Annotated in this window: 26 protein-coding genes, 1 tRNA gene and 1 pseudogene; 11 read left to right on the top strand and 17 right to left on the bottom strand. The window is 41.8% G+C overall.

The genetic code is table 11. The features are described 5' to 3' along the window. Positions 1–406: 406 nt before the first annotated feature. From HWQ37_RS27210 to HWQ37_RS27185, 6 genes are all read right to left on the bottom strand, one after another. A complete protein-coding gene (locus HWQ37_RS27210) occupies positions 407–598 on the bottom strand; it encodes a hypothetical protein (protein WP_292753491.1) in 192 nt (63 codons plus the stop codon). A 236-nt stretch (positions 599–834) separates the two neighbouring features. Beyond that, entirely contained in the window at positions 835–1,593 is a 759-nt protein-coding gene (locus tag HWQ37_RS27205; RefSeq protein WP_292753488.1) for a YebC/PmpR family DNA-binding transcriptional regulator, read from the bottom strand. Positions 1,594–1,835: 242 nt separating this feature from the next. Continuing rightward, complete coding sequence (locus HWQ37_RS27200; protein ID WP_292753485.1) at positions 1,836–3,404, bottom strand: metallophosphoesterase; 1,569 nt, start codon at positions 3,402–3,404, stop codon at positions 1,836–1,838. 169 nt (positions 3,405–3,573) lie between these two features. Continuing rightward, a complete protein-coding gene (locus HWQ37_RS27195; RefSeq protein WP_292753482.1) occupies positions 3,574–3,708 on the bottom strand; it encodes a hypothetical protein in 135 nt (44 codons plus the stop codon). A gap of 127 nt (positions 3,709–3,835) precedes the next feature. Further along, positions 3,836–6,715: a choice-of-anchor D domain-containing protein gene (locus HWQ37_RS27190; RefSeq protein ID WP_292753478.1), complete on the bottom strand. Its 2,880-nt coding sequence runs from the start codon at positions 6,713–6,715 to the stop codon at positions 3,836–3,838. Positions 6,716–6,904: 189 nt separating this feature from the next. Then, positions 6,905–7,090: a hypothetical protein gene (locus tag HWQ37_RS27185; protein WP_292753475.1), complete on the bottom strand. Its 186-nt coding sequence runs from the start codon at positions 7,088–7,090 to the stop codon at positions 6,905–6,907. A gap of 635 nt (positions 7,091–7,725) precedes the next feature. Between HWQ37_RS27185 and thiD the strand changes: the two genes are divergently transcribed. From thiD to HWQ37_RS27170, 3 genes are all read left to right on the top strand, one after another. Further along, positions 7,726–8,547 carry a bifunctional hydroxymethylpyrimidine kinase/phosphomethylpyrimidine kinase gene (gene thiD, locus HWQ37_RS27180; RefSeq protein WP_292753472.1) on the top strand — a complete coding sequence of 274 codons (822 nt, stop codon included), beginning with the start codon at positions 7,726–7,728 and terminating at the stop codon, positions 8,545–8,547. Positions 8,548–8,714: 167 nt separating this feature from the next. After that, a complete protein-coding gene (locus tag HWQ37_RS27175; RefSeq protein ID WP_292753469.1) occupies positions 8,715–9,323 on the top strand; it encodes a hypothetical protein in 609 nt (202 codons plus the stop codon). A gap of 359 nt (positions 9,324–9,682) precedes the next feature. Further along, complete coding sequence (locus HWQ37_RS27170) at positions 9,683–10,021, top strand: P-II family nitrogen regulator (protein WP_012410794.1); 339 nt, start codon at positions 9,683–9,685, stop codon at positions 10,019–10,021. 7 nt (positions 10,022–10,028) lie between these two features. Here the strand turns inward: HWQ37_RS27170 and HWQ37_RS27165 are convergent, their stop codons facing one another. Next, on the bottom strand, positions 10,029–11,273 hold the full coding sequence (locus tag HWQ37_RS27165) for an RNA-guided endonuclease TnpB family protein (RefSeq protein WP_292753466.1): 1,245 nt from the start codon (positions 11,271–11,273) through the stop codon (positions 10,029–10,031). Between the two features lie 361 nt (positions 11,274–11,634). Between HWQ37_RS27165 and HWQ37_RS27160 the strand changes: the two are divergent. Both HWQ37_RS27160 and HWQ37_RS27155 read left to right on the top strand, forming a co-directional pair. Next, positions 11,635–11,857 (top strand): annotated as a pseudogene (locus tag HWQ37_RS27160) (helix-turn-helix domain-containing protein); the annotation flags it as partial. A 1-nt stretch (position 11,858) separates the two neighbouring features. Continuing rightward, entirely contained in the window at positions 11,859–12,014 is a 156-nt protein-coding gene (locus HWQ37_RS27155) for a hypothetical protein (protein ID WP_292753493.1), read from the top strand. A gap of 46 nt (positions 12,015–12,060) precedes the next feature. Here HWQ37_RS27155 and rdgB read toward each other — a convergent pair whose 3' ends face one another. Then, positions 12,061–12,639 (bottom strand): RdgB/HAM1 family non-canonical purine NTP pyrophosphatase, encoded by a 579-nt coding sequence (gene rdgB, locus HWQ37_RS27150; protein ID WP_292753464.1) that lies wholly within the window; start codon positions 12,637–12,639, stop codon positions 12,061–12,063. A 214-nt stretch (positions 12,640–12,853) separates the two neighbouring features. Then, positions 12,854–14,290: a phosphoglucomutase/phosphomannomutase family protein gene (locus tag HWQ37_RS27145; RefSeq protein ID WP_292753461.1), complete on the bottom strand. Its 1,437-nt coding sequence runs from the start codon at positions 14,288–14,290 to the stop codon at positions 12,854–12,856. Positions 14,291–14,819: 529 nt separating this feature from the next. Here HWQ37_RS27145 and HWQ37_RS27140 point away from each other — a divergent pair. Next, entirely contained in the window at positions 14,820–15,200 is a 381-nt protein-coding gene (locus tag HWQ37_RS27140; RefSeq protein ID WP_292753458.1) for a hypothetical protein, read from the top strand. A 114-nt stretch (positions 15,201–15,314) separates the two neighbouring features. Here HWQ37_RS27140 and fcmC read toward each other — a convergent pair whose 3' ends face one another. From fcmC to HWQ37_RS27120, 4 genes are all read right to left on the bottom strand, one after another. Next, on the bottom strand, positions 15,315–15,794 hold the full coding sequence (fcmC, locus tag HWQ37_RS27135) for a filament morphology membrane protein FcmC (RefSeq protein WP_292753455.1): 480 nt from the start codon (positions 15,792–15,794) through the stop codon (positions 15,315–15,317). 5 nt (positions 15,795–15,799) lie between these two features. After that, positions 15,800–16,954: a filament morphology actin-like protein FcmB gene (fcmB, locus tag HWQ37_RS27130; protein WP_292753452.1), complete on the bottom strand. Its 1,155-nt coding sequence runs from the start codon at positions 16,952–16,954 to the stop codon at positions 15,800–15,802. Positions 16,955–17,194: 240 nt separating this feature from the next. Beyond that, positions 17,195–17,818 (bottom strand): DedA family protein, encoded by a 624-nt coding sequence (locus HWQ37_RS27125; protein WP_292753449.1) that lies wholly within the window; start codon positions 17,816–17,818, stop codon positions 17,195–17,197. 589 nt (positions 17,819–18,407) lie between these two features. After that, positions 18,408–19,490, bottom strand: a complete 1,083-nt coding sequence (locus HWQ37_RS27120; protein WP_292753447.1) for a Gfo/Idh/MocA family protein — start codon at positions 19,488–19,490, stop codon at positions 18,408–18,410. Positions 19,491–19,828: 338 nt separating this feature from the next. Here HWQ37_RS27120 and queC point away from each other — a divergent pair, with 338 nt between their 5' ends. Further along, positions 19,829–20,506 carry a 7-cyano-7-deazaguanine synthase QueC gene (gene queC / locus HWQ37_RS27115; RefSeq protein WP_292753445.1) on the top strand — a complete coding sequence of 226 codons (678 nt, stop codon included), beginning with the start codon at positions 19,829–19,831 and terminating at the stop codon, positions 20,504–20,506. A 48-nt stretch (positions 20,507–20,554) separates the two neighbouring features. Here queC and HWQ37_RS27110 read toward each other — a convergent pair whose 3' ends face one another. Together HWQ37_RS27110 and HWQ37_RS27105 are read right to left on the bottom strand one after the other, a co-directional pair. Next, entirely contained in the window at positions 20,555–21,949 is a 1,395-nt protein-coding gene (locus HWQ37_RS27110; protein WP_292753442.1) for a hemolysin family protein, read from the bottom strand. Between the two features lie 117 nt (positions 21,950–22,066). Further along, positions 22,067–22,768: a hypothetical protein gene (locus HWQ37_RS27105; protein ID WP_292753439.1), complete on the bottom strand. Its 702-nt coding sequence runs from the start codon at positions 22,766–22,768 to the stop codon at positions 22,067–22,069. A 296-nt stretch (positions 22,769–23,064) separates the two neighbouring features. Between HWQ37_RS27105 and HWQ37_RS27100 the strand changes: the two genes are divergently transcribed. Further along, a tRNA-Ile gene (locus HWQ37_RS27100) sits at positions 23,065–23,137 on the top strand. A 173-nt stretch (positions 23,138–23,310) separates the two neighbouring features. Here HWQ37_RS27100 and HWQ37_RS27095 read toward each other — a convergent pair. Continuing rightward, positions 23,311–23,742 (bottom strand): hypothetical protein, encoded by a 432-nt coding sequence (locus HWQ37_RS27095; RefSeq protein WP_292753436.1) that lies wholly within the window; start codon positions 23,740–23,742, stop codon positions 23,311–23,313. 106 nt (positions 23,743–23,848) lie between these two features. Between HWQ37_RS27095 and pyrE the strand changes: the two genes are divergently transcribed. Beyond that, positions 23,849–24,472, top strand: a complete 624-nt coding sequence (pyrE, locus tag HWQ37_RS27090; RefSeq protein WP_292753433.1) for an orotate phosphoribosyltransferase — start codon at positions 23,849–23,851, stop codon at positions 24,470–24,472. Positions 24,473–24,654: 182 nt separating this feature from the next. Here pyrE and HWQ37_RS27085 read toward each other — a convergent pair whose 3' ends face one another. Next, the gene (locus HWQ37_RS27085; protein ID WP_292753431.1) at positions 24,655–25,803 is read right to left on the bottom strand and encodes a cysteine desulfurase family protein; all 1,149 of its coding nucleotides are present in this window, start codon (positions 25,801–25,803) and stop codon (positions 24,655–24,657) included. A gap of 179 nt (positions 25,804–25,982) precedes the next feature. On the opposite strand from HWQ37_RS27085, the gene HWQ37_RS27080 reads away from it, so the two are divergent. Then, a complete protein-coding gene (locus HWQ37_RS27080) occupies positions 25,983–26,258 on the top strand; it encodes a hypothetical protein (RefSeq protein ID WP_292753428.1) in 276 nt (91 codons plus the stop codon). Beyond that, complete coding sequence (locus tag HWQ37_RS27075) at positions 26,243–26,641, top strand: type II toxin-antitoxin system VapC family toxin (protein WP_292753425.1); 399 nt, start codon at positions 26,243–26,245, stop codon at positions 26,639–26,641. The genes HWQ37_RS27080 and HWQ37_RS27075 overlap by 16 nt, the downstream gene beginning before the upstream one ends. Positions 26,642–26,818: the final 177 nt, after the last annotated feature.

Genomic DNA, 26,818 nt, shown 5'->3' with positions numbered 1-26,818 from the left:
GAAGCGATTCTTCTAAATAGTCTGCTTTCATATATGTTTTGAAAACTAAATTTGGATGGTTGGAGAATCATTTTTTTTAGTATTATATTTTGATTTAATATAGGTAAGATTTTTATGCGATCGCACCCTTGAGCAAGTTATACCATTTCTTTGTGAGGCTGCGCCAAATTTTCTTTCTTTCTTTGTGTCCTTAGCGCCCTTCTCTGACGAGACGCTGCGCGAATGCGGTTCGTTCCTCATATAGTTTGGTGCATCTTCATACAGAATTGGTATTAATTAAAAAAACCCCGTTGATTGGTAGGGATTCCAACGGGGTTAAAAAATACAATTATTTTTCAGATAAGCCAACACTAAACTTTATTACAGAGCTACTAGAAACTTTTACGACTAATAGTAACTTAACTATTTATGAATGAGTTTTAGGAGCTAGATTTTTAGCATGACGCTTGTAGTGTGTCTTGTAATGTGTCTTGTGATGAACTTTAGCAGCTTTTACCCTACTATGATGGATAGTTCTAGCTTGGGCTTGAGATGCAAAAGCGGTTACGGGTGCAGCAAAGATTAGAGCCAAAAGTAAAGCTTTAGCGAATTTATTCACTTGAAAATCCTCATCAGGTAATCAACAACTTAACTATCCAATAGGCGTATGTCATAAGTTTGTAATTGAGATGAATCTTTCATGTCTATTTTTACATCCGTCAAACTTATGACTTACGTGGATTTACATGAAATACTTAGCTAAAAAATACTTACTGGCATTTCTAGCTTAAATGTAACATTTTGGGCATGCTCCAAATAATTGGAATTTGGCTATGATCTCTGTATTAAATTTGATTAAGAAATGCTGATAGCCATCAATTCTTCTGATACATCAAAGTTAGCTGTGACATTTTGCACATCATCCAAGCCTTCTAGAGTATCAATTAACTTGAAAAGCGATCGCACCTGATCGGGATCGGTAACTTCTACACTATTACTAGGAATCCAGCGCCATTCGGCATCAGTTACCTTAATGCCTCGATCTTTGAGTGTTTGACTAAGGGTTTCTAAATTTGCAATGTCAGTAAATACCTCAGCCATCTCATCTTCAATCATCTCATAAGACTGGGCATCGCCTTCGAGGGATGCTTCTAAAAGCTGTTCTTCGTCAAGCACACCCTCTACTACACAAACGCCTTTTTGTTCAAACATCCAGCTAACGCAACCTACTTCGCCAAGATTGCCACCATTTTTACTAAAAGCTACACGCAAGTCAGCAGCAGTGCGATTGCGATTATCTGTGAGGGCTTCGATTAAAATCGCTACACCACAAGGGCCATAACCTTCATAGCGAATCGCTTCAAAGGTAGTATTATCGCCGCCAAAAGTACCTGCACCTTTAGCGATCGCTCGTTCAATATTATCATTGGGGATACTCGCAGCCTTTGCCTTGTCAATTGCCGTCCGAAGTTGAAAATTTAGCGCCGGATCTGGTACGCCGCTTCTAGCCGCAACGATAATCGCCCTCGATAACTGAGTGAAGGTTTTTCCCTTTTTTGCATCTACTACCGCTTTCTGGCGCTTAATATTTGCCCATTTACTATGTCCTGCCATAATTTGAAATTATCAAAACTCTATTCAAGATTAGGATATACCTAGCTTTTGTCCCAATGCAAAGGTGCATTTGCTAAAAGAGAGTGGGGAGTAAGAATTTTAGATTTTATACCAATTTGAAAAAACACCATTTGTCTTCGATTCACAATTCATCGCGTCTTTGTCTTTAACCAAGGATGTGTGGCAATCATTAATTGAATTGGTATTAAATTGTAATATAATCCACAATTTTCGCATCCCGTTTAAATCACAAAAGGTTCAAGTTCCGTGTTACGCCACTGTTGTTCAACCCGTTCAGTAATCAATGGTCTGATGATAAACTTCGGTGGGCTACCATCCAGAACATCAATCCGCACACATGAATAAGGCAGTCGGTTCTGAAAATTGTAGTCATGACGACCCACAAAAAGCTTTGAATCTGCAACTTTCCGAGTGGGTTTACCTGCAATCTCAGTAAAGGTTTCCATCAATTCAGTCCCTTCTCGCCGTTGATAGCGGGGACGATGACCACTGCCACCAGAGATAATACAGTTAATGTGCGAGTCTGCAAATCCGGTATCAGTTGTGCAAAGATGCTCCAAACAGTGAGCGTGACCATTTAAAATCAAATCGACTATGGGACGTTCTTTAATTAGGGAACCAAGATTTTCTGCCACTTGTTCAAACACCCAGCGTAAGCGGTGGCGAACTGCCAAGGTTTGAGCCTGATTCCACTTGGTAGCTTCTGTGACGTAGGGAGGATGGTGGAAAAAGATTACACGTCCGCGCACTTGGGAAGTGTTCCAAGATTCAATTAATCTGCTTCGCAACCATTCAAGTTGTTCAAAGTCGATCGCAGGTATTTTCTGAGATGCTAGTTGTTTTTCAATATCGATTTTAATCTCGTTTATTTGGTCTAATTTGGCACTGAGGTCATCAAGTTGTTCCGCTTCGCTGGGTTTATCTGGGTTGAGTCCATCGCATATTTTCAAAATCTGCAATTCTTCTCGATCGATCTCATGGCGACGCTTTTGCAATTCCTGGCGGTAAATTTCCCCCTCTTGAGTTGCAGGTAAGGGTGAAGGTGTATTAAAGGTATTAGAATCCAATGCGAAAAAGTCAATCCCGCCGTAACGAAAGGTGTAATAGCGATTGGGTAAGCGGGTAAACTGTCCAGGTTCATAACGCAAACACCGCCCTGTGTCAGTCTTAGCAGTGTAGTGCCGATCTAAATGACCTTCTAACTCTTGTGGAGACATCGCCTGAGTATAGTCCATAAATGCTCGTGCATAAGCATTACCTTGGTACGATCCATGCCAGCCAATCTCGATGTCTTTGTAGCGGAATAAGTTACGTAGTGACGATGTTGTGCCAGTAAATAAACGGTACATCAACGGGACATCGTAGTAATCATGATTACCGAGTACTGGCAAGAACGGCAGATTAAACACCATGCGGTCATAAGGAATGCTTTTCGGGTTGTCGCCACCGACAAGAAATTCCCGGTAAGGCTCAATAAAGTTTGTTGAATAATATTCTTGGGAACCCACCACATAGATTAGATCGCCAGTGTGCAACACAAAGCTGCAATCATCGCGGTGAGTCAGCATCAGTTCGGCAACTTTTCGTTGGGGGTGCTGTCGATAATGGGATTGAGTACCGGAATCACCGATCGCCATAAAGGAAAATTCTGGATTATCTTGGTTGCGATCGTCAATAACTATACTGGTTTGGTCAATTCCCCGTTGCACAAAACTTGGATGCATCCACCGCACCCGTTCCTTCATTTTTTGAATTTTTACAGGAATCGGTGGATCGGAAATCAATTTCATGGCTGATAACTCTTGAATGCCTAATGCCCACACTGATTGTAACGAAACTAGGAGTTCCAGAGAATACGGCTATTTCTGGTCAAAAAGTTAGATTGCTAGTGGTGACATTATTCATGGTTAAATGACACTAAGTTAAGATACAGCCCTTGACCTGACTGGTTCCCAGCCTCTAGGCTGGGAACCCATTCTGGGAGGCTCCGCCTCCAGTAGCTTGACCAGAGGCAGAGCCTCTCGTAATACATTCCCAGCCTGGAGGCTGGGAACGAGGTAAAAAAGTTAGATCGCTAGTGGTGACATTATTCATGGTTGAATGACACTAAGTTAAGATACAGCCCTTTCCATAAATTAAATATGCGTTATTCAAAACCCTTGTAGAGACTTAGCAGTGCTAAGTCTCTACATTCATTTTTCATTCAGTTAAGCCGACCCAACTATGCTTGAATGATGAAGTCAGAAGCAGTAAGAGTGGGTCTACCAGTAAGTTGTGCAAATTGACCACCACTACCGAAACCAGCAACGCTACCATTTTGATTGTAAAATAACTGCCCAGTCATAGAGTCGTAGACAATTGCAGCATTGCTAAGTGCCCCTAAATTGGTGACTTGAAAATCATTAGCGTTACTAAAACCTGTTCCCACAACAGAAGTAATCGCACCAAAGGTGGTCTTATCAAGAACAATCTTGTCACCACTAGAACGATTGAAGTCAGCGATGGTATCAATACCCACAACAGTGCTGTTAAAGCCAGCATTGGTGTCGTAGAGGAAAGAGTCAGCACCTGCACCGCCTACAAGAGTATCATTGCCTTGTCCACCAATGAGAAGATCGTTGCCAGTGCCACCCCGCAGCAGGTCGTCACCACCACTGCCATTGATGGTATCATTACCCCCTTGACCATTGATCACATCGTTAGAACTGTAAAAACCACTAATGTTATTGTTCAAGTCATTGAGGAAAGTGACAGTGTTTGCGGTAGAAACATACGTTTGAGAGGAGTTGGCATTAATCACATCAAAGCTTTTGGTAACACCAGCTTCTCCGTCAAATATGATATTGCCGATGGCTGGTCTTGTTGTCGATGCGGCTAAGTTATCTAGGTTTTCTAACTTAAAGTTTTGCAAGGTGACTTTGGTATTAGCCACATTTCCAAAGGTGACTTCTAAGTTGTTGCCATTTTGAGTTAATTGCAGATTTCTCGCAGTCAATTCAGTCCCAGTAAATTGCAAGGTGTCTATCTTGGCAACCACCGCAGCCGAAGGGTTTGAGGTAGTACCTACACCACCAAAGTTGGTGATGCTGTAGTTGCCATCGCCTCGTTGGATCACAAAGGTATCATTGTGGTCAGTGCCATTGAGAACTTGAGTTTCTGGGGCAGGAGCGGGTCTAACAGTGCCACTAATGGCAAAGTCAAAGGGGCTTTCATTAATATCGTTGTTGTTTAAAAGGAGACTGCCACTATAAGTGCCGGCTGTAGTGGGGTTGAGTGCCACCGATATGGTGGTAGAAGCATTAACAGCCACACTCGTTGGAAGAGTCCCGACTAAACTAAATCCGTCTGGAAGTTTAAGATTACTCAGCTTGAGTGCGCCTGTACCACTGTTCTTGATGGTAAAGGTTTTGGTCAAGGTGTCACCAACAGTCGTTTCGCCAAAGTTAATGGCGGTGGTGCTGCCATCTGTAATATCAACGCTGCCATTGAGAACTTGAATTTCTGGGGCATTAACAGTACCACTAATGGCAAAGTCAAAGGGGCTTTCATTAGTATCATTGTTGTTTAAAGTGAAGCTGCCACTATAGATACCGGGTGTAGTGGGATTGAGTGCCACCGATATAGTAGTGGAAGCATTAGCAGCTACACTCGTTGGAAGAGTTCCGACCAAACTAAATCCGTCGGGAAGTTTCAGATTACTCAGGTTGAGTACAGCTATACCGGTGTTCTTGATGGTAAAGGTTTTGGTCAAGGGTTCACCAACAAGCATCTCGCCAAAGTCAATGGCTGTACTACCATCTGTAATGTTAAGAGTGCCATTAAGAACTTGAATTTCTGGGTTTTTGGTAGAGTTGCGGGGAGCTTCGTATGCACCAATATCAACGACTATACTGCCATTACCATCACCATCCTGAGGAGTCCTCTTAGTGGCGCTATTAAAGGCATTAGAACCACCATCGATCGCAACACTTCCCGGTTTGAGGGCAAAATTCCTGTTGTCTGCATCAACAAATTGAGGATCTTGACCCAAAATATTCTGCAACCCTGTAGCGTTTAAATTATCTGAAGCTTGGAATAGGTTCGAGTTATAAACAAGATTGCGATCGAAAGTTACATTTGTGGAATACCTAACACTGTTAGCATTTTGATTGTCGCTTGCGTACAAGATGTTGTTGTAAGCACGTACATTGTCTGAGTAAAGAATACCAATCTCTCCAGCACCTGTAAGAACCCGACCATTCTGGTAAGCCGTGTTATTGATAACATCCACATTGGCAGCTTTGAAAACTTCAATGCCTCCAGCTCCATTGTTGTAGGTGATGTTATTTGCAATTAATGCCTTACCAGTATAAGGCACATTATCTCTGGTGAGATTGGTAGTATCAAGCATAATCCCATGTCCCTCGGTGATTTTGCCAGCTTCTTTCCACGGAACTAGACTTTGGTTATCGTAGACAATGTTGTCTCGAAAAATCATTCTGTAGTCAGTAGTATTGTTATCAAAATTAAAACTGCGGAGAGAGGTGATTCCCTGATTGCCGTGAGGCGAATACCAAGCGTTTCCAGACACAATGTTTTTCTCAACAGTGATGTAGTCTGAATTACTGAATGCTATGCCTCCTCCTGGAAAGTTACGGATTTTGTTACCAGTGATGACAATATGATGGGGATTAGTACCACCTACACCTTCATTGTTTGTCCATGCATTAATAGCAATTCCATTACTATTAGTTAAGGGGTTATTAAGGTTATCCTTCTCTTGTAAGGCATATTCAAGAGTGACGTTTTCTCGATTGCCTTCGATATCAAGTCCTTCAATCCGCACGTAGGATGAACTAAATATATTAATGCCACCTCCCGTTGTTGTGATCGTAGGTGTACTCCCTGGATAAGCTTTTATTGTTGTCCAGTTATCTGGTGAGCCATTCAAGTTAAAAAGCGTAATCCCTTTGGTTTGATAATTTCCATTCATGATGTAGAGTGTGTCGCCAGCTTTCATTTCATACACGGCTCTACCCAAGTTGAGAAATGCCGATCCTTCACTTAAGCCATTATTTCTATCACTGCCTGTTCCAGAAACGTAGTATGTTTTGCCAGCCATTTGTTTACTCCTAATATGTGTAAGGTGAATTTGGTAGTACAATCTGTGCAACTTTCTTCAGTTGCTAAAGTAGTTATTTGAATGAGTCATCTATCTGCACTGTTTAGGACAGTCACAGTTGTTCGACCGCGACTTAAAATCGCGTCGATTATAAAAACGCTGTTGTCAACCTGAAAACTTTTTCTTCTGTCAACCGTTGATGGTTAAACCAGGAATATCAATACCGTCAATCGTCAGATTTTTATTGAGGGTAATTGGACGATTAGCGCGTAGACGCTTCTCATCCAGACTTGTCGTCAGATATCCTCTTAGCAAGACTGGATGGAGTCGGATTAGATCGTGTATTCGATAAATAAATCGTATTTGGCATAGCAATTCCTCTGAACGTTATGCATTGTTTTAGGTTAAGAGGTTGCCAAATCTGCATGGTAAAATTCACCCTTAAGTGATAACTGGGGACTTAAAGTTAAAGCAATCAAAGTTAAATTGGTTGAAACTTTAGTTCGGTTGACCCTTGAACTTAAGGGGACTAATGTAACAACTTAGTTGAACCTGTTTTAAGCGGTGTAACTGAGCTTTCTGAACTTAGTTAAAACTAACCTTTACAAATAGCACTTGATATCAGGGAATACCCTGAATATGGTAAAATTTTTTACAACAAAGTCAAAAAAACTATGGAGGTGTCTGCTGGAGTCCGATTAATTTTCAGAGTGATATAGGGATAAAAAACGCTTTGCACAAGGATTTGATGAAGTTTCTGGAAATATTTTTAAAGAAGCGATGTCTTCTCTAACAAGACGCTACACGTAGCTTGCTTTCTTGAAGTCAAGCAATTAACTGCATATACTAAGACCCAGAAGGACTAGTATTTTTGACCCTAGCACTCTCAAGTCAGGTCGGTGTCAATGTTTGTCATTGCGATCGCACAGGAGGTAAGAGGGTTTTAGCCTAGTGGATCAATCTTTGAGATAGTTTGGTTTGATGACACCAACTTACCTAATCTTCATAATATGAACACTGAAATAAACTCCAGAATACCTGTTGCTTTAACCATTGCTGGTTCAGATAGCGGTGGCGGTGCAGGAATTCAGGCTGATTTACGCACCTTTGCTTTTCACTGTGTCCACGGTACTAGTGCTATAACCTGCGTCACTGCACAAAACACTCTCGGAGTCAAGAGGGTTGATGCGATGCCGACAGAGGCTGTTGTGGCGCAAATTCAGGCAGTAGTTGAAGATATTGGCGTACAAGCTGCTAAAACGGGAATGTTGCTCAATCAGGAAATTATCTTGGCTGTTGCCCAACAAGTAGAAGCTTTACAAATCAAGAATCTAGTAGTTGATCCAGTAATGGTGTCACGCACCGGAGCGCAATTGATTGATGATGATGCTGTGAAGACTCTGTGCCATACCCTGATTCCCAAAGCAGTTATGATTACGCCCAATCGCTATGAAGCCGAGATTTTGAGCGGTTTACAAATTAATTCTTTGGAGGATATGCAAGCTGCTGCCGAAATTATTCACAAGACTTTAAAGACGAAGGTTGTTTTAGTCAAGGGCGGAGGTATGCAGGGAAATTTGCGTGGAGTTGATATCTGGTTTGATGGGGACAAGCTGGAAGTTTTGACTTGTCAGCAAGTAGAGACAAAAAATACCCACGGTACTGGTTGTACATTATCGGCTGCGATCGCTGCTAATCTAGCTAAGGGAAAAGATTTGTGGCAGTCAGTGCAACTGGCAAAGGAGTATGTGACTACCGCACTCACTTACGCCCTAGATATTGGCGAAGGGCAAGGCCCTGTAGGACATTTCTTCCCATTGTTACGAAATTAAAGAACTCCTGCCTTCTGCCTCCTCTTGCCCAATTCCCAATGCCCAAATAAAAAATCTTTGCCCTTTCGACATTTTTCTATTATTCTTGGGCATAGTTTCAGGGGTGACTATCTCTGTTAGCATCTCTGTACGATCTAATTACCTTGATTTTTAATACCAAGCCCCCGATGCGAACAACCATAGGTTCTGTTCACAGGAATTCGCCAATATCGGCTACTCAAGCCTACCCTCCCTCTGTACCGCTATCTGTATACAGGGAATTGTCAACAGAGTTGCAAGCAGTACAGGCGAGGTTAAATACACTCACCGCTCAAAATCAGCAACTAGCACAAGAAAATCAGCTATTACGTCAAGAAATTACCAGAGTCGTTGAGTCTTTTTCTCGTTTGCAAAATTTTGTGGATTCCCATGCTACACATAACGATCGCCAAGCTACCCAAGGTTCTAGTGACTTTAAAAGTGCCGCCAAACAGCCAGTAACACAATCGCGTCCACCTCAGCAGGTTTCTCGTTCGCGGCCATCTGTTGCGCCCAAAGCACCACCCGAAAAAAGCCGTCGCCAAGACTTTCCTACACCTGTAATGGAAATGAATTTTCCAATATCAGAACCAGTTTTTATAGAAGAGCAGCAAATAAGTTATTATTCCACTACTGAGCCAGAGACCAAGGGAATCAACGGTTGGTGGTTAATTATTACCATCTTGTTAATCATGCTGACTGCCTTTAGTGCTGGATATTTCATTGTGCGTCCCTTGTTTGAACATCAGAAACGTTAGTTGACATTCCCACAGTCAGCAGCAGTACAAGGCTTTCAGGCTACCGTGTAATTTGTCTGCAATCACTTTCTATATCCGAACAAATCAGCTAGATGGCGGAAACGATCTATTTTTAGGTTAGAAAAGCTACATAAAATGGTAAATTTACAGCAACTTCATTTATGTTAGAACCTTAAAGATTATCCAATTAATAAATCCTTGCCGCTTCTCATGTTATAAACCCTTAAGTAAAGCATCTACACTTTAAAAAAGTTGTAATTATTACATATTTTTTAGGAAAAGCACTGCTAGTTACAGCTTCAGACAGGGGATCTGGTTAGATATATAAACGAAGCTAGTAAAAGTCAGGAGTCAAGAAGATGAAAAAAGTAGAAGCTATTATCCGCCCGTTTAAGTTAGATGAGGTGAAAATTGCCCTAGTTAACGCTGGTATTGTTGGCATGACTGTTTCTGAAGTCCGGGGTTTCGGACGGCAGAAAGGTCAAACTGAACGGTATCGCGGTTCTGAGTACACTGTTGAGTTTCTGCAAAAACTCAAAGTGGAAATCGTAGTTGACGACAATCAGGTTGATATGGTGGTAGACAAAATTATTGCTGCTGCCCGCACTGGTGAAATCGGTGATGGTAAAATTTTCATCTCGCCTGTTGAGCAAGTGATTCGGATTCGCACCGGCGAAAAGAACACAGAAGCGGTGTGAACTACTCCTAGTAGCATAAAGCTGAACTAGGAGCTTCTGTAATCACGGGGGAGTGCCCAAACTTAGACTTTCGCCCAAGTTTAGGACTTACCTCCCCTCCTACAGCAGAGACGGCTGAACCTTCCGCCTTTATCATTTCGGCTGCGCTCAATGCAAGCATTCTGATACCCTCTGCTCTAATATTTTTCGCTGCGTTTCCATCCCTGTCATGATGAGTACCGCAGTGAGGACAAGTCCACTCACGGACATCCAATGACAACTCACTGATTTGATAAAAACAATTAGAGCAGAGTTTGGAACTGGGGAACCATCTATCAATCTCAATCAATTGACCACCATTGCGTTCTAGCTTGTAGGCTAAGAAATTAGTGAATGTTCCCCACCCAACATCAGATATTGATTTTGCCAATTTATGATTCCGTACCATGCCTAATACATGAAGATTCTCTACTATGACAGCTTGGCTATCGCTGACTAACTTATAACTAAGTTTATGTAGAAAATCCTGCCGCGAATTACTAACTCGCTCGTACACCTTGGCAACAACTTTTCTATACTTATTCCTTGACTTACTCCCCTTCTGTTTACGTGCTAATTTTTTCTGTTTGCGTTTGAGGTTTTTCTCGTGTTTGGCAAGATGTTTAGGATTGTCATATTTTGAAACCTTTTCGCCGTCGGTAACAACTGCAAAGTGTTTCAACCCTAAATCAATGCCGTAAATTTTACCAACTGAAAAACGCGGGTTTTCTCCTTCTGTTTCAGTCAAGATAGATGCAAGATATTTACCAGAAGGCGTTCTACTCACAGTAACAGTTTTGATTTTCCCCTCAATCGCTCTATGTATTTTGGCTTTGACTATCCCGATATTGCCAGGGAGTTTGACATTACCATCTACAATTTTGACATTTTGAGGATACTGGATAGACTGTTTTCTGTGCCTAGATTTGAATTTAGGGAATCCAGCACGGCTCTCAAAAAAGTTTTTGTAGGCTGTGGTCAAATTGAGTGTTGTAGCCTGTAAAACTTGGCTATAACAATCAGCCAACCAAATAGTATCTTCTGCTTTTTTGAGTACAGGAAGAAATGCGTTAAGTGCAACACGGCTAAGTCCCTTACCCGTCTCCTTATAAGTCTCGATAGATTTATTCAGAGCATAATTCCACCACCATCTAGCACACCCAAAAGTTTGAGCTAATTGAGTTTGCTGTTCAAGTGACGGATATAAACGGACTTGTACAACCTTGTGCAACACTTAACATTACCTCCTTGATAGGAATACTCTACCACAAATACATATTATGATAAAGTACTCAAACAAAATAATTAGGGATTCGTCATACATCTGATATTTGTTTTTGCTCTTGCATGAAATCAATATCAGATGTAATCCTCATCCCCCGCCACCTTATGAGTACATTGTTCGCGTTAGCGTCTGTCTGCGACACGCTGCGCGAACGCAGAGAAGGTGGAGACTTCCGCGACACGTTAAAAAAGTTAGGAGTTAAGAGTTAAAAGTTATGAGTTGTGAGTCAGGAATTAATGAAGAAAGATTTAGCATAATATCATGTCCGCATAATCGCTTACGATAAAAGTAATGAGTATAAATATGACTTATGCCGAAACGAATCAATATAGCCGAGCATTCAAATATCTCTGAATTAGAGCAGCTTTACAAACACGCTTTCATACGCAATAGAAAGTCGTCAGTATCAAATTATATGGTTACTAGCGCAAGGAAAGAAAACTCTTGAAGTAGAGGAAATAACGGGCTACAGCAGAACATGGATTTACGCATTGGTAAAAAGATATAACGAGTTGGGCATCTGTGGGATTGGCGATGCCTTCGGCGGGCTACGCCTACGCCAATCAATCGTTTAAAAGCCTAGATGATTTGGAGGAAGTTTTATTTCAGAGATGCCAATCTCTGCTACAAATGAAAGATTTTATTCAAGGGTTAACTGGTTTTCATTGGTGGATTAAAATCGGAGTTTAATCGTAAGTGATTTACCGGACATGATATAACTCCCAACTCCCAACTCCTAACTCTCAACTCTCTCTAGTTGCGGAAGTAAAGCTGTAAAAGCCTTGCCTCGATGACTAATTGATCGCTTTAATTCCCGTGTCATTTCAGCAAAGGTCAATTGCAACTCTTGGACATAAAAAATTGGGTCGTAGCCAAAACCACTGTCACCACGAGGCGCATGGATAATTTCGCCGCGACAAATACCTTCAGATTGTAATACGATCGCACCATCAGGACGAGCGATCGCTACTGCACAGACAAATTGAGCTTGCCGATTTACCTCATTCCCTAATTCGCTCAATATCCTAGCAATGCGTTCTGAGTCGGTTTTGGCGTAACGTGCAGAATACACCCCTGGTGCGCCATTTAGAGCATCTACTTGCAAACCTGAATCATCAGCAATTGCCCAGTTTCCCGTAGCTTTAGCAATTTGTGACGCTTTCAGACAAGCGTTAGCGGCAAAAGTTTCGCCCGTCTCTTCAATGTCTAATTCTTCAGGTTTGAGGGTTAATTCCCAACCAGAATTTTCCAGATAAGCCTGCATTTCCCCCACCTTACCTGGATTTCCTGTGGCTACTACAAGTAATTTAGTCATTAGTCATTGGTTATTGGTCATTGGTTATTAATCAATACGGTTCAGTTAAGGCTTAACTTTTTGTCAAAGTCAATTTTTTTAACGAACCGCCAAGGACGCAAAGTACGCAAAGGAAGAGAAGAAAGAGAAGGGAGAAATGCTTAACTGAACTGTATTGGGTTATTAATCATTGGTCATTTACCAAAGACAAAGGACAAATGACTAATAATTAATTTTACTCTGCCCAGTGTTTCGCCCAAGCAAGAGTTTGATGCACTTGCTCAATTGTCGGGGCTTCGCAGTACAGGCGTAAAACTGGCTCAGTACCGCTAAACCGAATCATTAACCAGCTTTTATCTGCAAGGCGGTACTTATAGCCGTCAATTGTTTGACAATCAATTACTGCTAACCCTGCAATTTCCGTTAAAGGTTGACTTTGTAGTTGTTGCAAAAGACGCGATCGCACTTCCATACTTGCTAAGGGTAAATCAATGCGATCGTATGCTGAGGTAAACCCTGTTTGTTTCTGCAAGTGGCGATAATACTCACCTAAATCCAAACCAGATTCTACAATCGCCTCTAGTACGTACAATGCTGACAGCAGGGCATCCCGTTCAGGGATATGGCTACCATAGCCAATTCCTCCCGATTCTTCGCCACCTAGCAAGACTTTTGCGACTAACATTCTGTCGGCGATGTATTTATAACCAACTGCTGTTTCAAATATTGACAGGTTATGTAGGGCTGCTACAAGGGGCATCAAGTCGGAACCACTAACAGTTTTGACTATTTCCCCACTAAAGCCGCGCCGCAAGGTTAAGTGGTCGATTAATATCGGGATTAAGGCTTGGGAACTTAGGAAGTTGGCTTCTCCATCTACTGCTGCAATGCGATCGCAGTCTCCATCAAATACCAACCCCACCGTTAAACCTGATTTATCGGTTTCTCGGTGAGTCTTGATGACTTTAAATAGCTTTGAAAGGTATTTAGGCAAGGGTTCCGGCGCACCGCCGCCAAATAGGGGATCGCGTTCTGAGTTGATTTCTTTGACTTGATTGCCTAGTAGTCTCGCCAATCCGCCAGCCGCAGCGCCATGCATGACATCGGCAAATAACGTTAATTTACCAGATGCGATCGCTTCTCGAAGTTTGGCGATATCAACTTTACCTTCTAACGCTTGGGTATAACTAGGCCAAGGATCGAATTTTTCTTGCTTACCTGGGGTAGCTGCTAGTGGTACTCCCACCGACAACTGATCTTCGATCTCTTTTGTGACTTCTGGCGGTACTGACCCACCAAAATAACCCTTGACTTTTAACCCTAAATATGCACCAGGATTATGACTAGCTGTAATTACCAACGCCCCTAAAGCATTGAGTTCTTTTGCAGCCCAACTATAAGCTGGGGTTGGGGCAAAGCTTTCGCTCAGTAGCACATCAAATCCGACAGCACTGACAGTATCGGCAACAGCACGAGCAAAGTCTTCAGCCATGAATCGGCGATCGTAACCGACAATAATTGTCCGGCTACCAACCGTAGAAAAATATGTATCGTATAATACTTTTGCGGCAACTGGCGCGACCAAGGCTAGACGTTCAAAGGTGAACTCGTCACCAATAACGCCCCGCCAGCCGTCTGTACCAAACTTGATTGAGTTAGTTACAACTGGCATCTAGGTATCCTAACTGTCTACTTGAGGATTCTAGCATTTATACAGTGTGCAGAGTAAAAAAAGAATATAGTAAAAATATGTACTAATAATATTCAATATAAAATTTGTGATTAATTTTTTAAAATTTAGGGGTAGCTTGGGTAGAGGAACAAAACCAAACACTAAGAATCCTTGATTTTGTTAGTTGAATAAAGTTAAACCCAACCGACAAATATTTGATTTTTTCAGAGTTGCAAAAAAATTGTAGGTTGGGTGGAGGCTTTGCGTAACCCAACATTCTGATATATGTTGGGTTGGGTGGAGCGCAACCCAACCTACGTTTACGTCTAATGCACTATTTTGCCTAGACAGTCCACTACGTGCATTTCAAAAATCAAATACTAGTCCTATAGATTTGCTTTGGTTTAGTGGTAGTGGCATTCTTTCCCAATCTAGTTACGATTTAGTAACTGTCATAGTTGAGCGATTTATTTTTTTTAGCTGGAAATAATCAATAATCTTTTGGAGTGTTAAAAAATTTTTTACCTCTATGAATAATTTGATATTATTTTTGTTTGAACCACCAGACACTCTGGAGATTTTAATATTTCTCACAATAATAATTATACCATGTTTTCTAGCAGGAATTTTTGCTGGAATAGCTTCTTTAATTCTTACAAGAAAAAACAATTTTGTTATTGAAATGTTTAGATTATTAATCGAGGCTATAGCAGGATATGAAGGTTTGGCAATAGCAATTTTGAATATTGAAGGTAAAAATCGAAATGAAATATTTAAAGTAATTATTGGTCTTCATCAAAATCTCCCAGGATTCTTTCTTTTGAGTATATCGACTATATCGGGTGTAATAGGTGGAAGTATGGTTGTATTTTTGATGAGAAAGGTGTTTTGCTGGCGTATCTTCAGATAAAATTTGAGACGCGATCGCATTTACAAATAAATATAAACATTAATAATCCTTAATAGTATTCACTATTAAGGATTGCTAATATGAGCAAAAACTGCTCACAAACCTGATTTTTACTTAAAAATCATCGAGAAACTGACTAAGGCGACTGATTACGGGGTCAACCTCTTGAGGAGGGGTAGCAACAGTATAAGAAGTATTATTTACTACTTCTAATTGACTTGGAGACGGAATGAACGATCGATCGTTGACTATGAGCGCCAGTTGTGCGACTTGTTGAGAAAGTTGCAGTAGATGATGTTCCATCGCCTCCAAACGATTAGATCCCTTGGCAAAAAAACGTTCCTCAAGTCCAGCCACTTGACGTTGCAGTTCACCGATTTGTTGATCAATCGGTGTTGTTGCTGCTGTTTGTGGAGCAGGTTGTACAGGTTCCGGTACACATAAAGATTGCCATAAGGCTTCTTTACAGAGGTCGCTGAAAGTCTTGTCTGGTTGTTTTTCCAAATAACTTTCTACTTGCGCTAACAAGCTTTCATCAGCAAGCTCTGGGTTGAACGTGACGGATTTAACTACCTTTTTTGACCATTGGAACATCAGCTTTATGCCCTAGCAGCGCGATTGGAGGATAATTGTGCCTCTCCATAAATATACTGCCCCAAAGCATTCGCCTGACGGGAAGGTGCTGCTAAATGAGCATTAATCTTTGCTTCTTTGAGCAGACGTTGAACGTCGTCCCAGAAGAACTCACCACCGCCGCCAGTCAGAATTACATCGGTAACGCGTTCTGGCAACCAGGCTAGCACACGGCTACAGATTTCGCGCGAAAACATCTCTGTAAGGTTAGGAAGAAAATCATCTAGGTTGGTGGGCTTGCTAGCGCCTTTAGGACGGTAATAGCGTTCACCTCTGGGTTTGTTAACAGCAGAAATCAGCGCTAGAGATTGACTATCTGCTCCTTCGATTTCGGCAGACACCAATTCATAAAACTTATTCATCCCGAAGTCTTCGCTCTTAGAAGCACCTCTGGCAAAACGGAAGTTATCTACCATTAAAAGATCGACGGTTTGATGACCAATATCGACGATCGCCACCGATATTTTTGTAAAATCGGGACTGCCAGGGTTTTTCTTGGGTTGAGCTTCAGACCACAGCAAGCTGCCGTAGCCTTCTGGCATTACCCATACCTTACTAACGTTCAGCGACACAGATTCGCCTCGGAAGTTCAACACATGAGGCCCACCTACTTGGCTAATCAACTGTGCTTTTTCTTTTTCAAATTGCTCTAAGGAAAGAAAAGGCAGACCAAGTACAACTGAGATATCATCTCTGAGTTTGAAGTAGCCAGCACTTGCTAACACTTTTACCAGTGCAGCTTCTACCTTAGATTGTCCGACTCCTAGATTCGCCCCAAAATCGGCTGCTAGTTGACCAACAGCATATCCATTTCCTTGATACTCCAGCCATAAATCCATTAAGGGGTCAGTAGCTCTGGCTTCAAAAACACCACCGCGTACTTGTTCGATTGACATCTGCTTGACGTTGGCAGGTACGAACACCACACTGCCGGGTTCACGACTCACACAAGTTTTTGTGGAAGTTCTGCCTAAATCAACACTGAGAATAGTTTTTCCCGGAACACCGCCCGTCTTGGGAGGATTATTATTAACAGCATTGATAGGAGTGGATGCCGATACCCTATTCATGGGTATAGCAGCAGCATTAATGGGGGTAGCGGCGGAAGGTTGGTCTGTCATGAAAGCTCCTAGTTCAAACTTAACTGTAAAAAGTTGTCATGCTCATCTTACAAAAATGCGAGCAACCAGAAATTCTAGGTTGCGTCAAGTGTAGCTAGAAATACGCCAAAAATTAATTTCGACGATACCTCTGGTAAGCTCATGCCTTCGCACATCTAGTATTATTTGGCATAGTGTAGGCGAATTTTGGCCAGATGTAACCCCTGCTTTCACTGCTTTCAAACCAAAAGCGTCCGTGTTTTATCTTCTAGTGCGTCTTAACTGGCGCTTGAATATCCAGAAAACAAATGCTAGAACCAAACCGCCAAGTACGATTTTGGATACAGGAGCAAGGTACTTGTCCACAAGTTCATACTGACTACCCAATATGTATCCTGAGTATGTTAACAAACCCACCCAAGCAGCGCTACCTAATGTTGTGTAAACCAAAAATGGTAGCAAAGGCATATTGCTAATACCTGCGGGAACGGAAATCAAGGTGCGGATTCCTGGCACCAGACGACCAATTAATACTGCTGTTCTACCTCGTCGGTCAAACCACTCTTTCGCCTTGGTGATATCTTTACTGGATATAGCCAACCATTTGCCATACTTGTCAGCCCAAGCTTTCAAACGAGTTTCGCCCAAAAACTTACCTGGATAGTACCAAATAAGTGCGCCCAATACAGAACCCAAAAGTCCTGCGAAAAATACACCAATAATATTCAGCTTTGCCCCTCCTGGTTGATATGGGCTGGCTGTAAATCCAGCCAGTGGCATAATCAATTCTGAAGGAATGGGGGGAAAAAGGTTCTCTAAAAACATTAGTAGAGCGATTCCCCAATAGCCAAAATAATTGATAGTATTAGTTATCCATTCAAGCATTAAGTCAATTCCTGAAATTGCTGGACTAGTAGTCTATCGCATTAAATATAATAGGTTATAAAAGTTTGTAGTAAGCACTTCAGTGCTTAAAATTGAGCGATAAATCACTCACTACAAACCCATCAAAATTAATGCGATGAACCACTAGTGGACTATCGCAAAAGTTTTGAGAGGTGAATCAGTTTTAAATTTATCTTCTTTACCTCTTAACTTTGCGCTCTTTGCGTACTTTGCGGTTCGTTTTCTTAACCCATCAAAATTAATGCGATAGACCACTAGTAGTCTGTCCCAAAAGTTTTGAGAGGTGAATCAGTTTTAAATTTATCTTCTTTACCTCTTAACTTTGCGCTCTTTGCGTACTTTGCGGTTCGTTTTCTTAACCCAGCAAAATTAATGGGACAGACCACTAGGTTTTGTTTTCTAATTTTTTAGATCCCCCTTAGTCGGTTTTTTAAAGCGACTAGGAAGGATCTAAATACTTGATGGCAAATTTAAAAACATACTCTAGGTTTTCGGCTGAAGTTGGGGCTGTGGGGCAGCACGGGGAGAAAAGGGAGAAAATTTCACCTTGTCTCCCTTTTCCCTTCTTCTAGGCTGTCGGGGTCAAAGATTGTACCCTTGGTTCCGATTGCCAGTCTAGGGGATTCCAAACTCGATCTTCTAGTGCCATCTGCTCAATTAAACTTGCAAGTCTCAAGGCTTTGAGTGCTTGTTCACCACCTACTGAGGGTTGATTGCCACCGTGTACACAGTTGACAAAATGTTCTAACTCTGCGCTCAGTGGTTGAATATTGCTGGTGTAAACTTTTTCAATTACACCATCTTGTCTGTAAAGTACTTGTCGGTGGTCAGTGAGAGAATTGGCAGTGGTTTGTCGGTGAATCAAAATTTCATTCTTGAGAAAATCTGCCTCAGTGAATGAATTTTTGCAATGGGCGACAATCCGGCGAATTTTGCGGTGAGTGACTTTACTGGCAGTCAGAGTAGCAACAATACCATTGGCAAACCCCAAGGTGGCGGTTACGTAATCTAAATAACCAGAGTCTAGGGAACGAGTACCGCTAGCAGTCAATTTTGTGACTGGGGAAGCAGCTAATTCCAGAAGTAGGTCAATGTCATGGATCATTAAATCCAGCACAACTGAAACATCGTTTGCTCGATCTGAGTAAGGACTCATTCTATGGGCTTCTAGCGCCAGCAATTCCTCTGTTTTCAGCACTTGGCTCAGTTCTTTAAAAGCTGGGTTAAAACGCTCAATATGACCTACTTGCAGGATACACCCAGACTCAGCTGCGGCATTTACTAAAGACTCTGCCTCAGAAATACTGGCCGCGATCGGTTTTTCAATCAAAACATGAATTCCCGCTAACAGACAGTTGATGCCCACGGCATAGTGCAGACGGGTGGGAACAGCTACACAAACTGCTTCCACAAGGGGTAGTAGATCGCAGTAATCTTCAAAAAAACGCACCTTGTACTTGCTGGCTGTTTCTAACCCTCGCTCGACGTTAATATCTGCCACTCCGACTAGCTCAACATCTTTCATTGAACTCAGCACGCGAGCGTGGTGTTGTCCCATGTTACCCACTCCAATCACGCCTATGCGGATCGGTCGTGGCTGGTTGCGCTGTGTATATGGATTCGGTTTTGCCACTGACATGCTATTTTGCACTATTATTCTCTCCTCAACCACCAAATTTAGAGACGCTACGGCCGTTGGCGTTTATACTCGAAAGCCGGTTACGATCCGTCTAAAACCATCCAGATGGTAACATAGAGCCTATGTTTATGAAGAATTTCAAAGTTTGCGATCGGTTCCCGTAATCGAAATATCTTTTGTATAGATATTTCGAGTTTGCTTGGGATTTTGCACTTTCTCCAAAAATATATGTCTTTTTATTAACTTTAAAATTTTCAGTAAGACCTAAGTATAAATTATCCTTGGCATTGCTTTTTGGCATTTTGTTAAGGTTTGATTGAGTGATTTGAAATCCAAAATTTGCAACTGAGATGAAAGCTGTAATTCTGTTATCCGGGGGATTGGACTCTTCCACAATTTTGTACAAAGCTCAAGCTGATGGCTGTGAATGTCATACTATTTCCTTTGATTACCAGCAGCGACACCGACGAGAGTTAGAGTCAGCGTTCAGTGTGGCTCAAAAAGCTGCGATCGCAAAACATCAGGTGGTAAATTTTGATTTACGACAATGGGGCGGTTCGGCCCTTACCGATAATGCCATTGATTTACCCCAGGAGCGATCGCTAGATGAAATGTCTCAAAATATTCCTGTCACTTATGTTCCGGCTCGTAATACTATCTTTTTAAGCTTTGCTCTTGGTTACGCCGAAGCGATCGCAGCAGAGCGTGTCTATATTGGCGTTAATGCCCTCGATTACTCAGGATATCCTGATTGTCGCCCCGACTATATCCAAGCAATGCAAGAAGTTTTTCGCCTGGGAACCAAACAAGGGCGTGAGGGACAACCAATTAATATTGTTGCACCCCTAATCAACCTGAAAAAAACCGAAATCATCCAACTGGGGAACCAATTGGGAGTTCCTTGGGAACTAACTTGGTCTTGCTATGCAGCTGGAAATGTCGCCTGTGGCGTATGTGATTCTTGTCGCTTGCGGCTAGCAGCTTTTGCCGAATTGGGACTTGTCGATCCACTGGCGTATGCTTCTTGAAGAGTGAGGAGTTAGGAGTTAGGAGTGAGGAGTTAAAATTCATAACTCCTAACTCTCAACTCCTAACTGCTCTAACCGTCGCAGTTGAATTTGATGCAAGCGCGGGCCAACAATTGATATCACAGTGAATTCAAGATTTTGATAACAGAAAGTTTCGCCAATGGCCGGAATTTTCTGTAATTCGTACAGCAAAAAGCCCCCTAGTGTTTGGTATTCTCTGGTCAGGGGCAAATTGAGATCCAAAACTTCGTTGAGGTCTTCGAGGTTGATTTGTGCCTGTACCAGAAATTTTTGCTCATCTAACATCTGAATCAGTAAGTCGTCGCTGCCTTCAGGTTCACTGGGGTCGCCAATAATTTCGGCAATCACATCTTTGATTGTCACTAGTCCTACAGTAGAGCCAAATTCGTTTACTACCATGACCATAGCGGGTTTCTCTTGCTGCATCATGGGCAAAAGTTCACTCAAGGGCGTGTGTTCTGGAACAAACCGCGCAGGACGCATCCAAGGTTGGATCTGTGTCTCTAAACTGAGCTTTCCGACAGCTAAAGGTTGTGCCAAATCTTTAAAATAAACAATGCCGCGAACATCGTCTAAAGATTCACCAATCACCGGATACCGAGAGTAACCAGTAGAAGCCATTTCCCTGAGTAATGCCTGGAAGGTAGCATCTTTTGGCAGTGTGATAATACTGGTGCGCGGGATCATCACATCTTGGGCCATGACATCCCCAAACTCGAAGACATTATTGAGCAGTTCTCGCTCTGCACGCTGTAAACCAGTAGACCCCCATTCTGTAGAAATAATCAGTTGCAATTCTTCGGGAGTTACAGGCGGTCGCCAGCCTTGACCTGTGTATTGAATGCCAAAAATCCGCAATAAAAAACGGGTTGATTGGTTAAGAATCCAGATGAAGGGGCCAAAAAAACGCACGATCGCTTTTACCGGAGGCCCCAAAAATCTCGCTAGCTGTTCTGAGTACAGCATGGCTAAGGATTTGGGACATAATTCTCCGATCACTATTTGCAAATAGGCAATTAAGAAAAAAGCGATGGGAATTGATAGGGAATGGGCGAGGAAGGTAGTCATCCCACTGGGTAGAGGCCAGGATCTTAACCAGACATTCACTAGCACAACAATCGTACTTTCGCCAATCCATCCCAGTGCCAAACTAGAGAGGGTAATGCCTAACTGGGTGGTAGATAGCAGCCTGTCAATACTGCGTTGTAACATTTCCACTGCGATCGCTGGAATATCCCCAGCCTTAACTAGCTGGTGAATACGCGATCGCCGCACGCTCACCATCGAAAATTCCGCCGTCACAAAAAAGGCATTTATGGCAATCAGTAGTAGCACTGACAATAACCGCAGCGCCACTTCTATCAAACTTAAATTAGGAAAACCACTCACTGCCAAAGCTCGTGTAAAACTCACGCCCTCCATTTAGGGATTTTGGATTTTGGATTTTGGATTAAGTTTTGGGTATTAGGGATTAGCTAAATTACTTAGTACCAAATCTCCAATCTAAAATCTAAAATCTAAAATCTAAAATTGCCTCTTCTACCTTTCTACAGGAATATTCGATGCTTCTAGCTTCAATTGTTGAGCGGGATAATCAGTGAGAGCAAGTGATATTTTCTTGACATCATCAAGTAAAGCTGTGGGAATGCTCACTGTACCTGAAAATGCTGGCCCATTTACAGGCAATTCTGTTGGTAAACCCTCTGTACTTGCACTCAGGGTTCGTCCTTTGTCATCGGTAACATCTAAAAAGCTATACAAGAAGCGCACAGAATCCTTACCTTTGTTCTGCATTTTCACTTTCAGTAGTAAATCACCGCCAGAGTAGCGGGCAGATTGCACAGTCATTGTTACACCCTGACTTTGGGCAGTAACCGGAAAACCTGGTAGGGGCTTTTCTTCAACTACTTCTGGGGGTTTTTCCTCTGGCTTTTGCTTGCTGGTATTAGTTTCTTCATCATCTTCCTCTGGCTTTTCCGATTTAGCGGCTTTAGTCTTACCCTCAATTCGCGCCTTGACAATTTTCAGAATTTCTTCCTCTTTTAATAGCACCAGCCCTCCCTGTTGAGAGCTGTTTGCCTTATTGCTGGCAAATTTGGTTATGGGTCGTCCATCTGGTGTAGTGACACCTTTAAGTGCTGAACTACCCAGTTCAAAGCCCAAAAAAGCGCTCACAGAACCTGCTCCCATCATCAGAATTAACAAAATCAAAGTAAGAAGTACAGTAGAATTTATTTTCATCGCTGACAAGCTATCACAATAGAATGCTGGTCTATTTAAGAATAGTGAAGCTTTTGACCTCAATCCTTAAAGGAACTTAATCAATATTAGTTTGCACTATATCTATGATCAAATTATGTAGTATAAAAATCTAATAAAGTATTGTCCAGTATTCACACGTGGTAAATTTGTGCTATATTCATGGAATTGGCTAAACTCAGTGCATAAGGTATTTTCCTCACTCTAAAATTAGCAAATGAGGTTGACCTAAGAGTTGAAGTAATTTACTCGTAGGAACCCACAACCCAACAAAACAAGCGCCTTTGGCCGATTGGGGAGGCAACGAACTCATAATTCGTCTTCAGGCTGGTTCGATTCCAGCAGGGCGCACTGAATCATCAAAAATTAGCAATAGAGGGCGTTAGGAGTGCTGAGTTAAGAGTTCTGAGTGCTGAGTTAAGAGTTTTATTTATCTCCTTGTCTGCCTTGTCCCCTTGTCTGCCTTGTCTCCCTCATCTCCCTCATCTCCCTGCCCCCTGCTCCCCACTCCCCACACCCCAATCTTACCGAGAGGGTAAAGTTTCAAACCTGAATTCAGTTCCTACTTTGAGTTTGTTGCTATAGCGAGGAGACACGAGCAGTGATGTGTCATAAGGATTTGGTAAATCAGGAGTACGAATATAAGGATCGTTGCCGACTTGCTGAGTCAGGGCATCATGATATAAAGTATTAACCAACTCAGCATCGTGGGCAATTTCATTTTCTGGGAAGGAACCACCGAAACCGGAACCAGATCCTAGAAATGAGTCTAGTTGACGTTTGAGGCTGCCATTTTCGTAGAAATTGCGATCGTGACGAAAATAAGCTCGTTCAAATACATCATTTGTAGTTTCAGAATTGGGTGTTGCAGTTTGGGCAGATGCAACAGAGGGAAAAGCAATGCCAGCAGCAAGCAGCACCAATAAACCACCAAGGGTTTTAAATTTTATACGCACGTTTCTAACTCCTCAACTTTTGCTTTGGGCGAATCTTAATTTATGCTGAAGTTCAGAACTCTAATGAGTTCAACCTTTGGTGTAGCACAACTTTTAATGTTTTGTAATGACGTATCCTACTGAAACTCTTACCCACTCGGATATTTGGGCAACCACTTCTGATTTGACCATTTTGCGCCACAAGCTACTAGATTTATTTTGCCAACTTGCCTATCAAGAGGGTGATTTTCTCCTCTCTTCTGGGCTGCGTAGTTCTTATTACGTCAATAAGACACAAGTAACACTCCATCCTCAAGGCGCTTTAGCAGTCGGACGGTTGCTGTTCCCTTTATTACCTGTAGATACACAGGCTGTAGGTGGTTTAACAATGGGGGCTGACCCCATTGTGACAGCAGTGAGTATAGTTTCTGTTTATGAAAACTGCCCAATACCAGCGCTGATTATTCGCAAGGAAGCCAAGGGTTATGGAACAAGAGCTTATATAGAAGGCCCGAGTTTACCAGAGGGCGCAAAAGTAGTAGTTTTGGAAGATGTAGTAACAACTGGGCAATCTGCTCTAAAAGCTGTTGAGCGTCTTAAAGATGCAGGTTATACCGTAAATCAAATAATTTCACTGGTAGATAGACAACAAGGGGGAGGTGAGTTGTACCAGTCAGCAGGGTTGAAGTTTGAAACTTTGTTTTCGATTCAGGAAGTTCAAGAACGCTATCGACAACTTGTGAAATCATAATTGTCCCTTGCCAAATTACAGCAGTTTTCTTTTGCATGAAGTACAAAGCTACGGTTTTGGAGGCAGGAGTTAGAAACTGTTTATGTCTGATTTTAATTCCTGCATTTTGTACCTCATACCATTAGAAAATTTTTCAAATAATATGGAGAGCAATTGACGATAATTCGTTTTTTTGTATATTTTTAGAAAAGTTGATGAATTTCATTTACTGCACTGATGAGCAGAGAAGATGCTTTTTCGATTTCTGCTTTGGTTGTAAATTTCCCAATACCGATTCTTAACGCTCCCTCAATTATATTTTCTGAAAGATTCATAGCTTGCAGAACGTGAGATGCTGCAACAACACCTGATGAACAAGCCGCACCTGTAGAAATAGCTAATTGGTGGCGGACTCTAGCAATCATGGCACTATTAGGGATGTCAGGGATAGAAATATGTAAATTACCTGATAAACGGTTGTTTAAGTCTCCATTCACTAGTAAATCAGGAATTTGAGCTTGCAGCCAGTTTTGTAGTTGATTTCGCAAAAGTGCGATCGCATTTTCATCTGCTTCCATTTCTAACTGTCTCAATCTGCAAGCTTCCCCCAAGCCAGCGATTCCGGGGACATTGAGTGTACCCGATCTGAATCCCTGTTCATGTCCACCACCGTAAATCAGTGGTTCAAGATAATGACCTTTTCTCACTACTAATGCACCAACTCCTTTGGGTGCATAAAGTTTATGTCCAGAAATCGCTAGATAGGTAATACCCCAGTCTTGGAAATTGAGGAGAATTTTACCGACTGCTTGGGAAGCATCACATAAGAAAGGGATATGGTAGGATGAGGCGATCGCCCCAATTTTTTGTACTGGGTAAATTGTCCCTACTTCATTATTAGCAGCCATCACACAGAGTAAGGAAGCACCGCCAGAGCAGACTTTTTCTAGGTGTTCTAAATTAATTTGGGCTTGTTGATTGACATTTAACCAAATTATTTCAGCAAGCCCTTTTTTGGCTAATACTTTGCAGGTATCTAAAACTGCTTTGTGTTCAACTGGGGAAACAATTATTGTCGCGGGAGTATTTTGTTGATTAATATGTCCTTGAATTGCTAAGTTAATGCTTTCTGTTGCACCAGACGTAAAAATAATTTCTTTGACAGAAGCATTGATTAATTCTGCTATTTGTTGACGGGCTTGTTTAACTGCTTTTGCTGCTTCGTCTCCATAAATATGATCTACACTATTAGCATTACCAAAAGCAGTAGTCATATAGTACATGACTTTTTCTGCTACTCTGGGGTCAACGGGAGTAGTTGAGTGGTAATCAAGGTAGATTATGTTAGTCATTTTTTTAACGCAGAGGAACGCTAAGTCAACGCAAAGTAACGCAGAGAATGATCATAACAACTCTCTTTGCACCTCTGCGTCTCTGCGTGAGATTTAATCACTTTTACTGAAAGGTTAAAGCTAATAAAGCATGATTTCGATATTATAGGGGTATCGGGTTCTAGTTAGCGAGTCAGGTTATGGAAAGTATCAAGATTAGAACACATATCGGTGATGATGGAATTCTGCAAATTCAGCTTCCACCTGAGATTGCTAACCAAGAATTAGATGTAGTAATTGTCTTCCAGCCTGTGATCCCAGAATCATCACAGACTACAGCCAAAACACCTCAAGAATTAGGGTATTCTCATAGGTTTTTAGAAAATGTAATAGGTAGTTGGGAAGGTGAACCCCTTGAACGACCAGAACAGCTTCCCTTTGAGAATAGGGAGGAGATTGAATGGCCTACCTCTTAGATACAAATGCGTGTATCCAAATTCTTAATTCATCAAATTCACCTGTTACCCAAAAAATTCTGACAATTCCTGCTAAAGAAATTTACATCTGTACAGTTGTTTATAGTGAACTGTATTATGGAGCTTACAAAAGCAAAAATGTTAACATAAACCTCAGTCATCTGGAAAATTTATTTGCTGAGTTTACTGATTTACCACTAAATCGTCAAGCAGCAAAAATTGGTGGAAAGATTCGCGCTCGTCTTGATACTTTGGGAACTCCAATTGGAGCAAATGACTTGTTAATTGCTGCCATCGCTTTAGCAAATGATCTCACGTTGATCACCCACAACACCCGTGAGTTTAGCCGTATTGACGGGTTGAAATACGAAGACTGGGAATAACTACAGCTACTTATCAAGTAGTGTACATATTATCTGCACTCTCTCCACTCTTTGCGCCTCTGCGCCTCTGCGTGAGATTTAATCTTATTCATTCTCTAAAAATCTTCTAGCAACTCTCCCCCAATCAATGCGAGTATCTTGAGCATTTTCTTTACGTTTACCATCTGGTTGTTCATC

Origin of the sequence: Nostoc sp. NMS4 (genome assembly GCF_017115095.1) — a bacterium.
In the GTDB taxonomy this organism is placed as follows: domain Bacteria; phylum Cyanobacteriota; class Cyanobacteriia; order Cyanobacteriales; family Nostocaceae; genus Nostoc.
The sequence above is the reverse complement of the archived record's forward strand: the minus strand, read 5'-3'. Positions and strand labels throughout refer to the sequence as shown.

Bases quoted from the DNA above. Each gene is read 5' to 3' on its own strand.
- HWQ37_RS27205 (WP_292753488.1), bottom strand. From the start codon at position 1,593: ATGGCAGGACATAGTAAATGGGCAAATATTAAGCGCCAGAAAGCGGTA.
- HWQ37_RS27200 (WP_292753485.1), bottom strand. From the start codon at position 3,404: ATGAAATTGATTTCCGATCCACCGATTCCTGTAAAAATTCAAAAAATG.
- HWQ37_RS27195 (WP_292753482.1), bottom strand. From the start codon at position 3,708: ATGAATAATGTCACCACTAGCGATCTAACTTTTTTACCTCGTTCCCAG.
- HWQ37_RS27190 (WP_292753478.1), bottom strand. From the start codon at position 6,715: ATGGCTGGCAAAACATACTACGTTTCTGGAACAGGCAGTGATAGAAAT.
- thiD (WP_292753472.1), top strand. From the start codon at position 7,726: ATGAACACTGAAATAAACTCCAGAATACCTGTTGCTTTAACCATTGCT.
- HWQ37_RS27175 (WP_292753469.1), top strand. From the start codon at position 8,715: ATGCGAACAACCATAGGTTCTGTTCACAGGAATTCGCCAATATCGGCT.
- HWQ37_RS27170 (WP_012410794.1), top strand. From the start codon at position 9,683: ATGAAAAAAGTAGAAGCTATTATCCGCCCGTTTAAGTTAGATGAGGTG.
- HWQ37_RS27155 (WP_292753493.1), top strand. From the start codon at position 11,859: ATGCCTTCGGCGGGCTACGCCTACGCCAATCAATCGTTTAAAAGCCTA.
- rdgB (WP_292753464.1), bottom strand. From the start codon at position 12,639: ATGACTAAATTACTTGTAGTAGCCACAGGAAATCCAGGTAAGGTGGGG.
- HWQ37_RS27145 (WP_292753461.1), bottom strand. From the start codon at position 14,290: ATGCCAGTTGTAACTAACTCAATCAAGTTTGGTACAGACGGCTGGCGG.
- HWQ37_RS27140 (WP_292753458.1), top strand. From the start codon at position 14,820: ATGAATAATTTGATATTATTTTTGTTTGAACCACCAGACACTCTGGAG.
- fcmC (WP_292753455.1), bottom strand. From the start codon at position 15,794: ATGTTCCAATGGTCAAAAAAGGTAGTTAAATCCGTCACGTTCAACCCA.
- fcmB (WP_292753452.1), bottom strand. From the start codon at position 16,954: ATGACAGACCAACCTTCCGCCGCTACCCCCATTAATGCTGCTGCTATA.
- HWQ37_RS27125 (WP_292753449.1), bottom strand. From the start codon at position 17,818: ATGCTTGAATGGATAACTAATACTATCAATTATTTTGGCTATTGGGGA.
- queC (WP_292753445.1), top strand. From the start codon at position 19,829: ATGAAAGCTGTAATTCTGTTATCCGGGGGATTGGACTCTTCCACAATT.
- HWQ37_RS27110 (WP_292753442.1), bottom strand. From the start codon at position 21,949: ATGGAGGGCGTGAGTTTTACACGAGCTTTGGCAGTGAGTGGTTTTCCT.
- HWQ37_RS27105 (WP_292753439.1), bottom strand. From the start codon at position 22,768: ATGAAAATAAATTCTACTGTACTTCTTACTTTGATTTTGTTAATTCTG.
- pyrE (WP_292753433.1), top strand. From the start codon at position 23,849: ATGACGTATCCTACTGAAACTCTTACCCACTCGGATATTTGGGCAACC.
- HWQ37_RS27085 (WP_292753431.1), bottom strand. From the start codon at position 25,803: ATGACTAACATAATCTACCTTGATTACCACTCAACTACTCCCGTTGAC.
- HWQ37_RS27080 (WP_292753428.1), top strand. From the start codon at position 25,983: ATGGAAAGTATCAAGATTAGAACACATATCGGTGATGATGGAATTCTG.
- HWQ37_RS27075 (WP_292753425.1), top strand. From the start codon at position 26,243: ATGGCCTACCTCTTAGATACAAATGCGTGTATCCAAATTCTTAATTCA.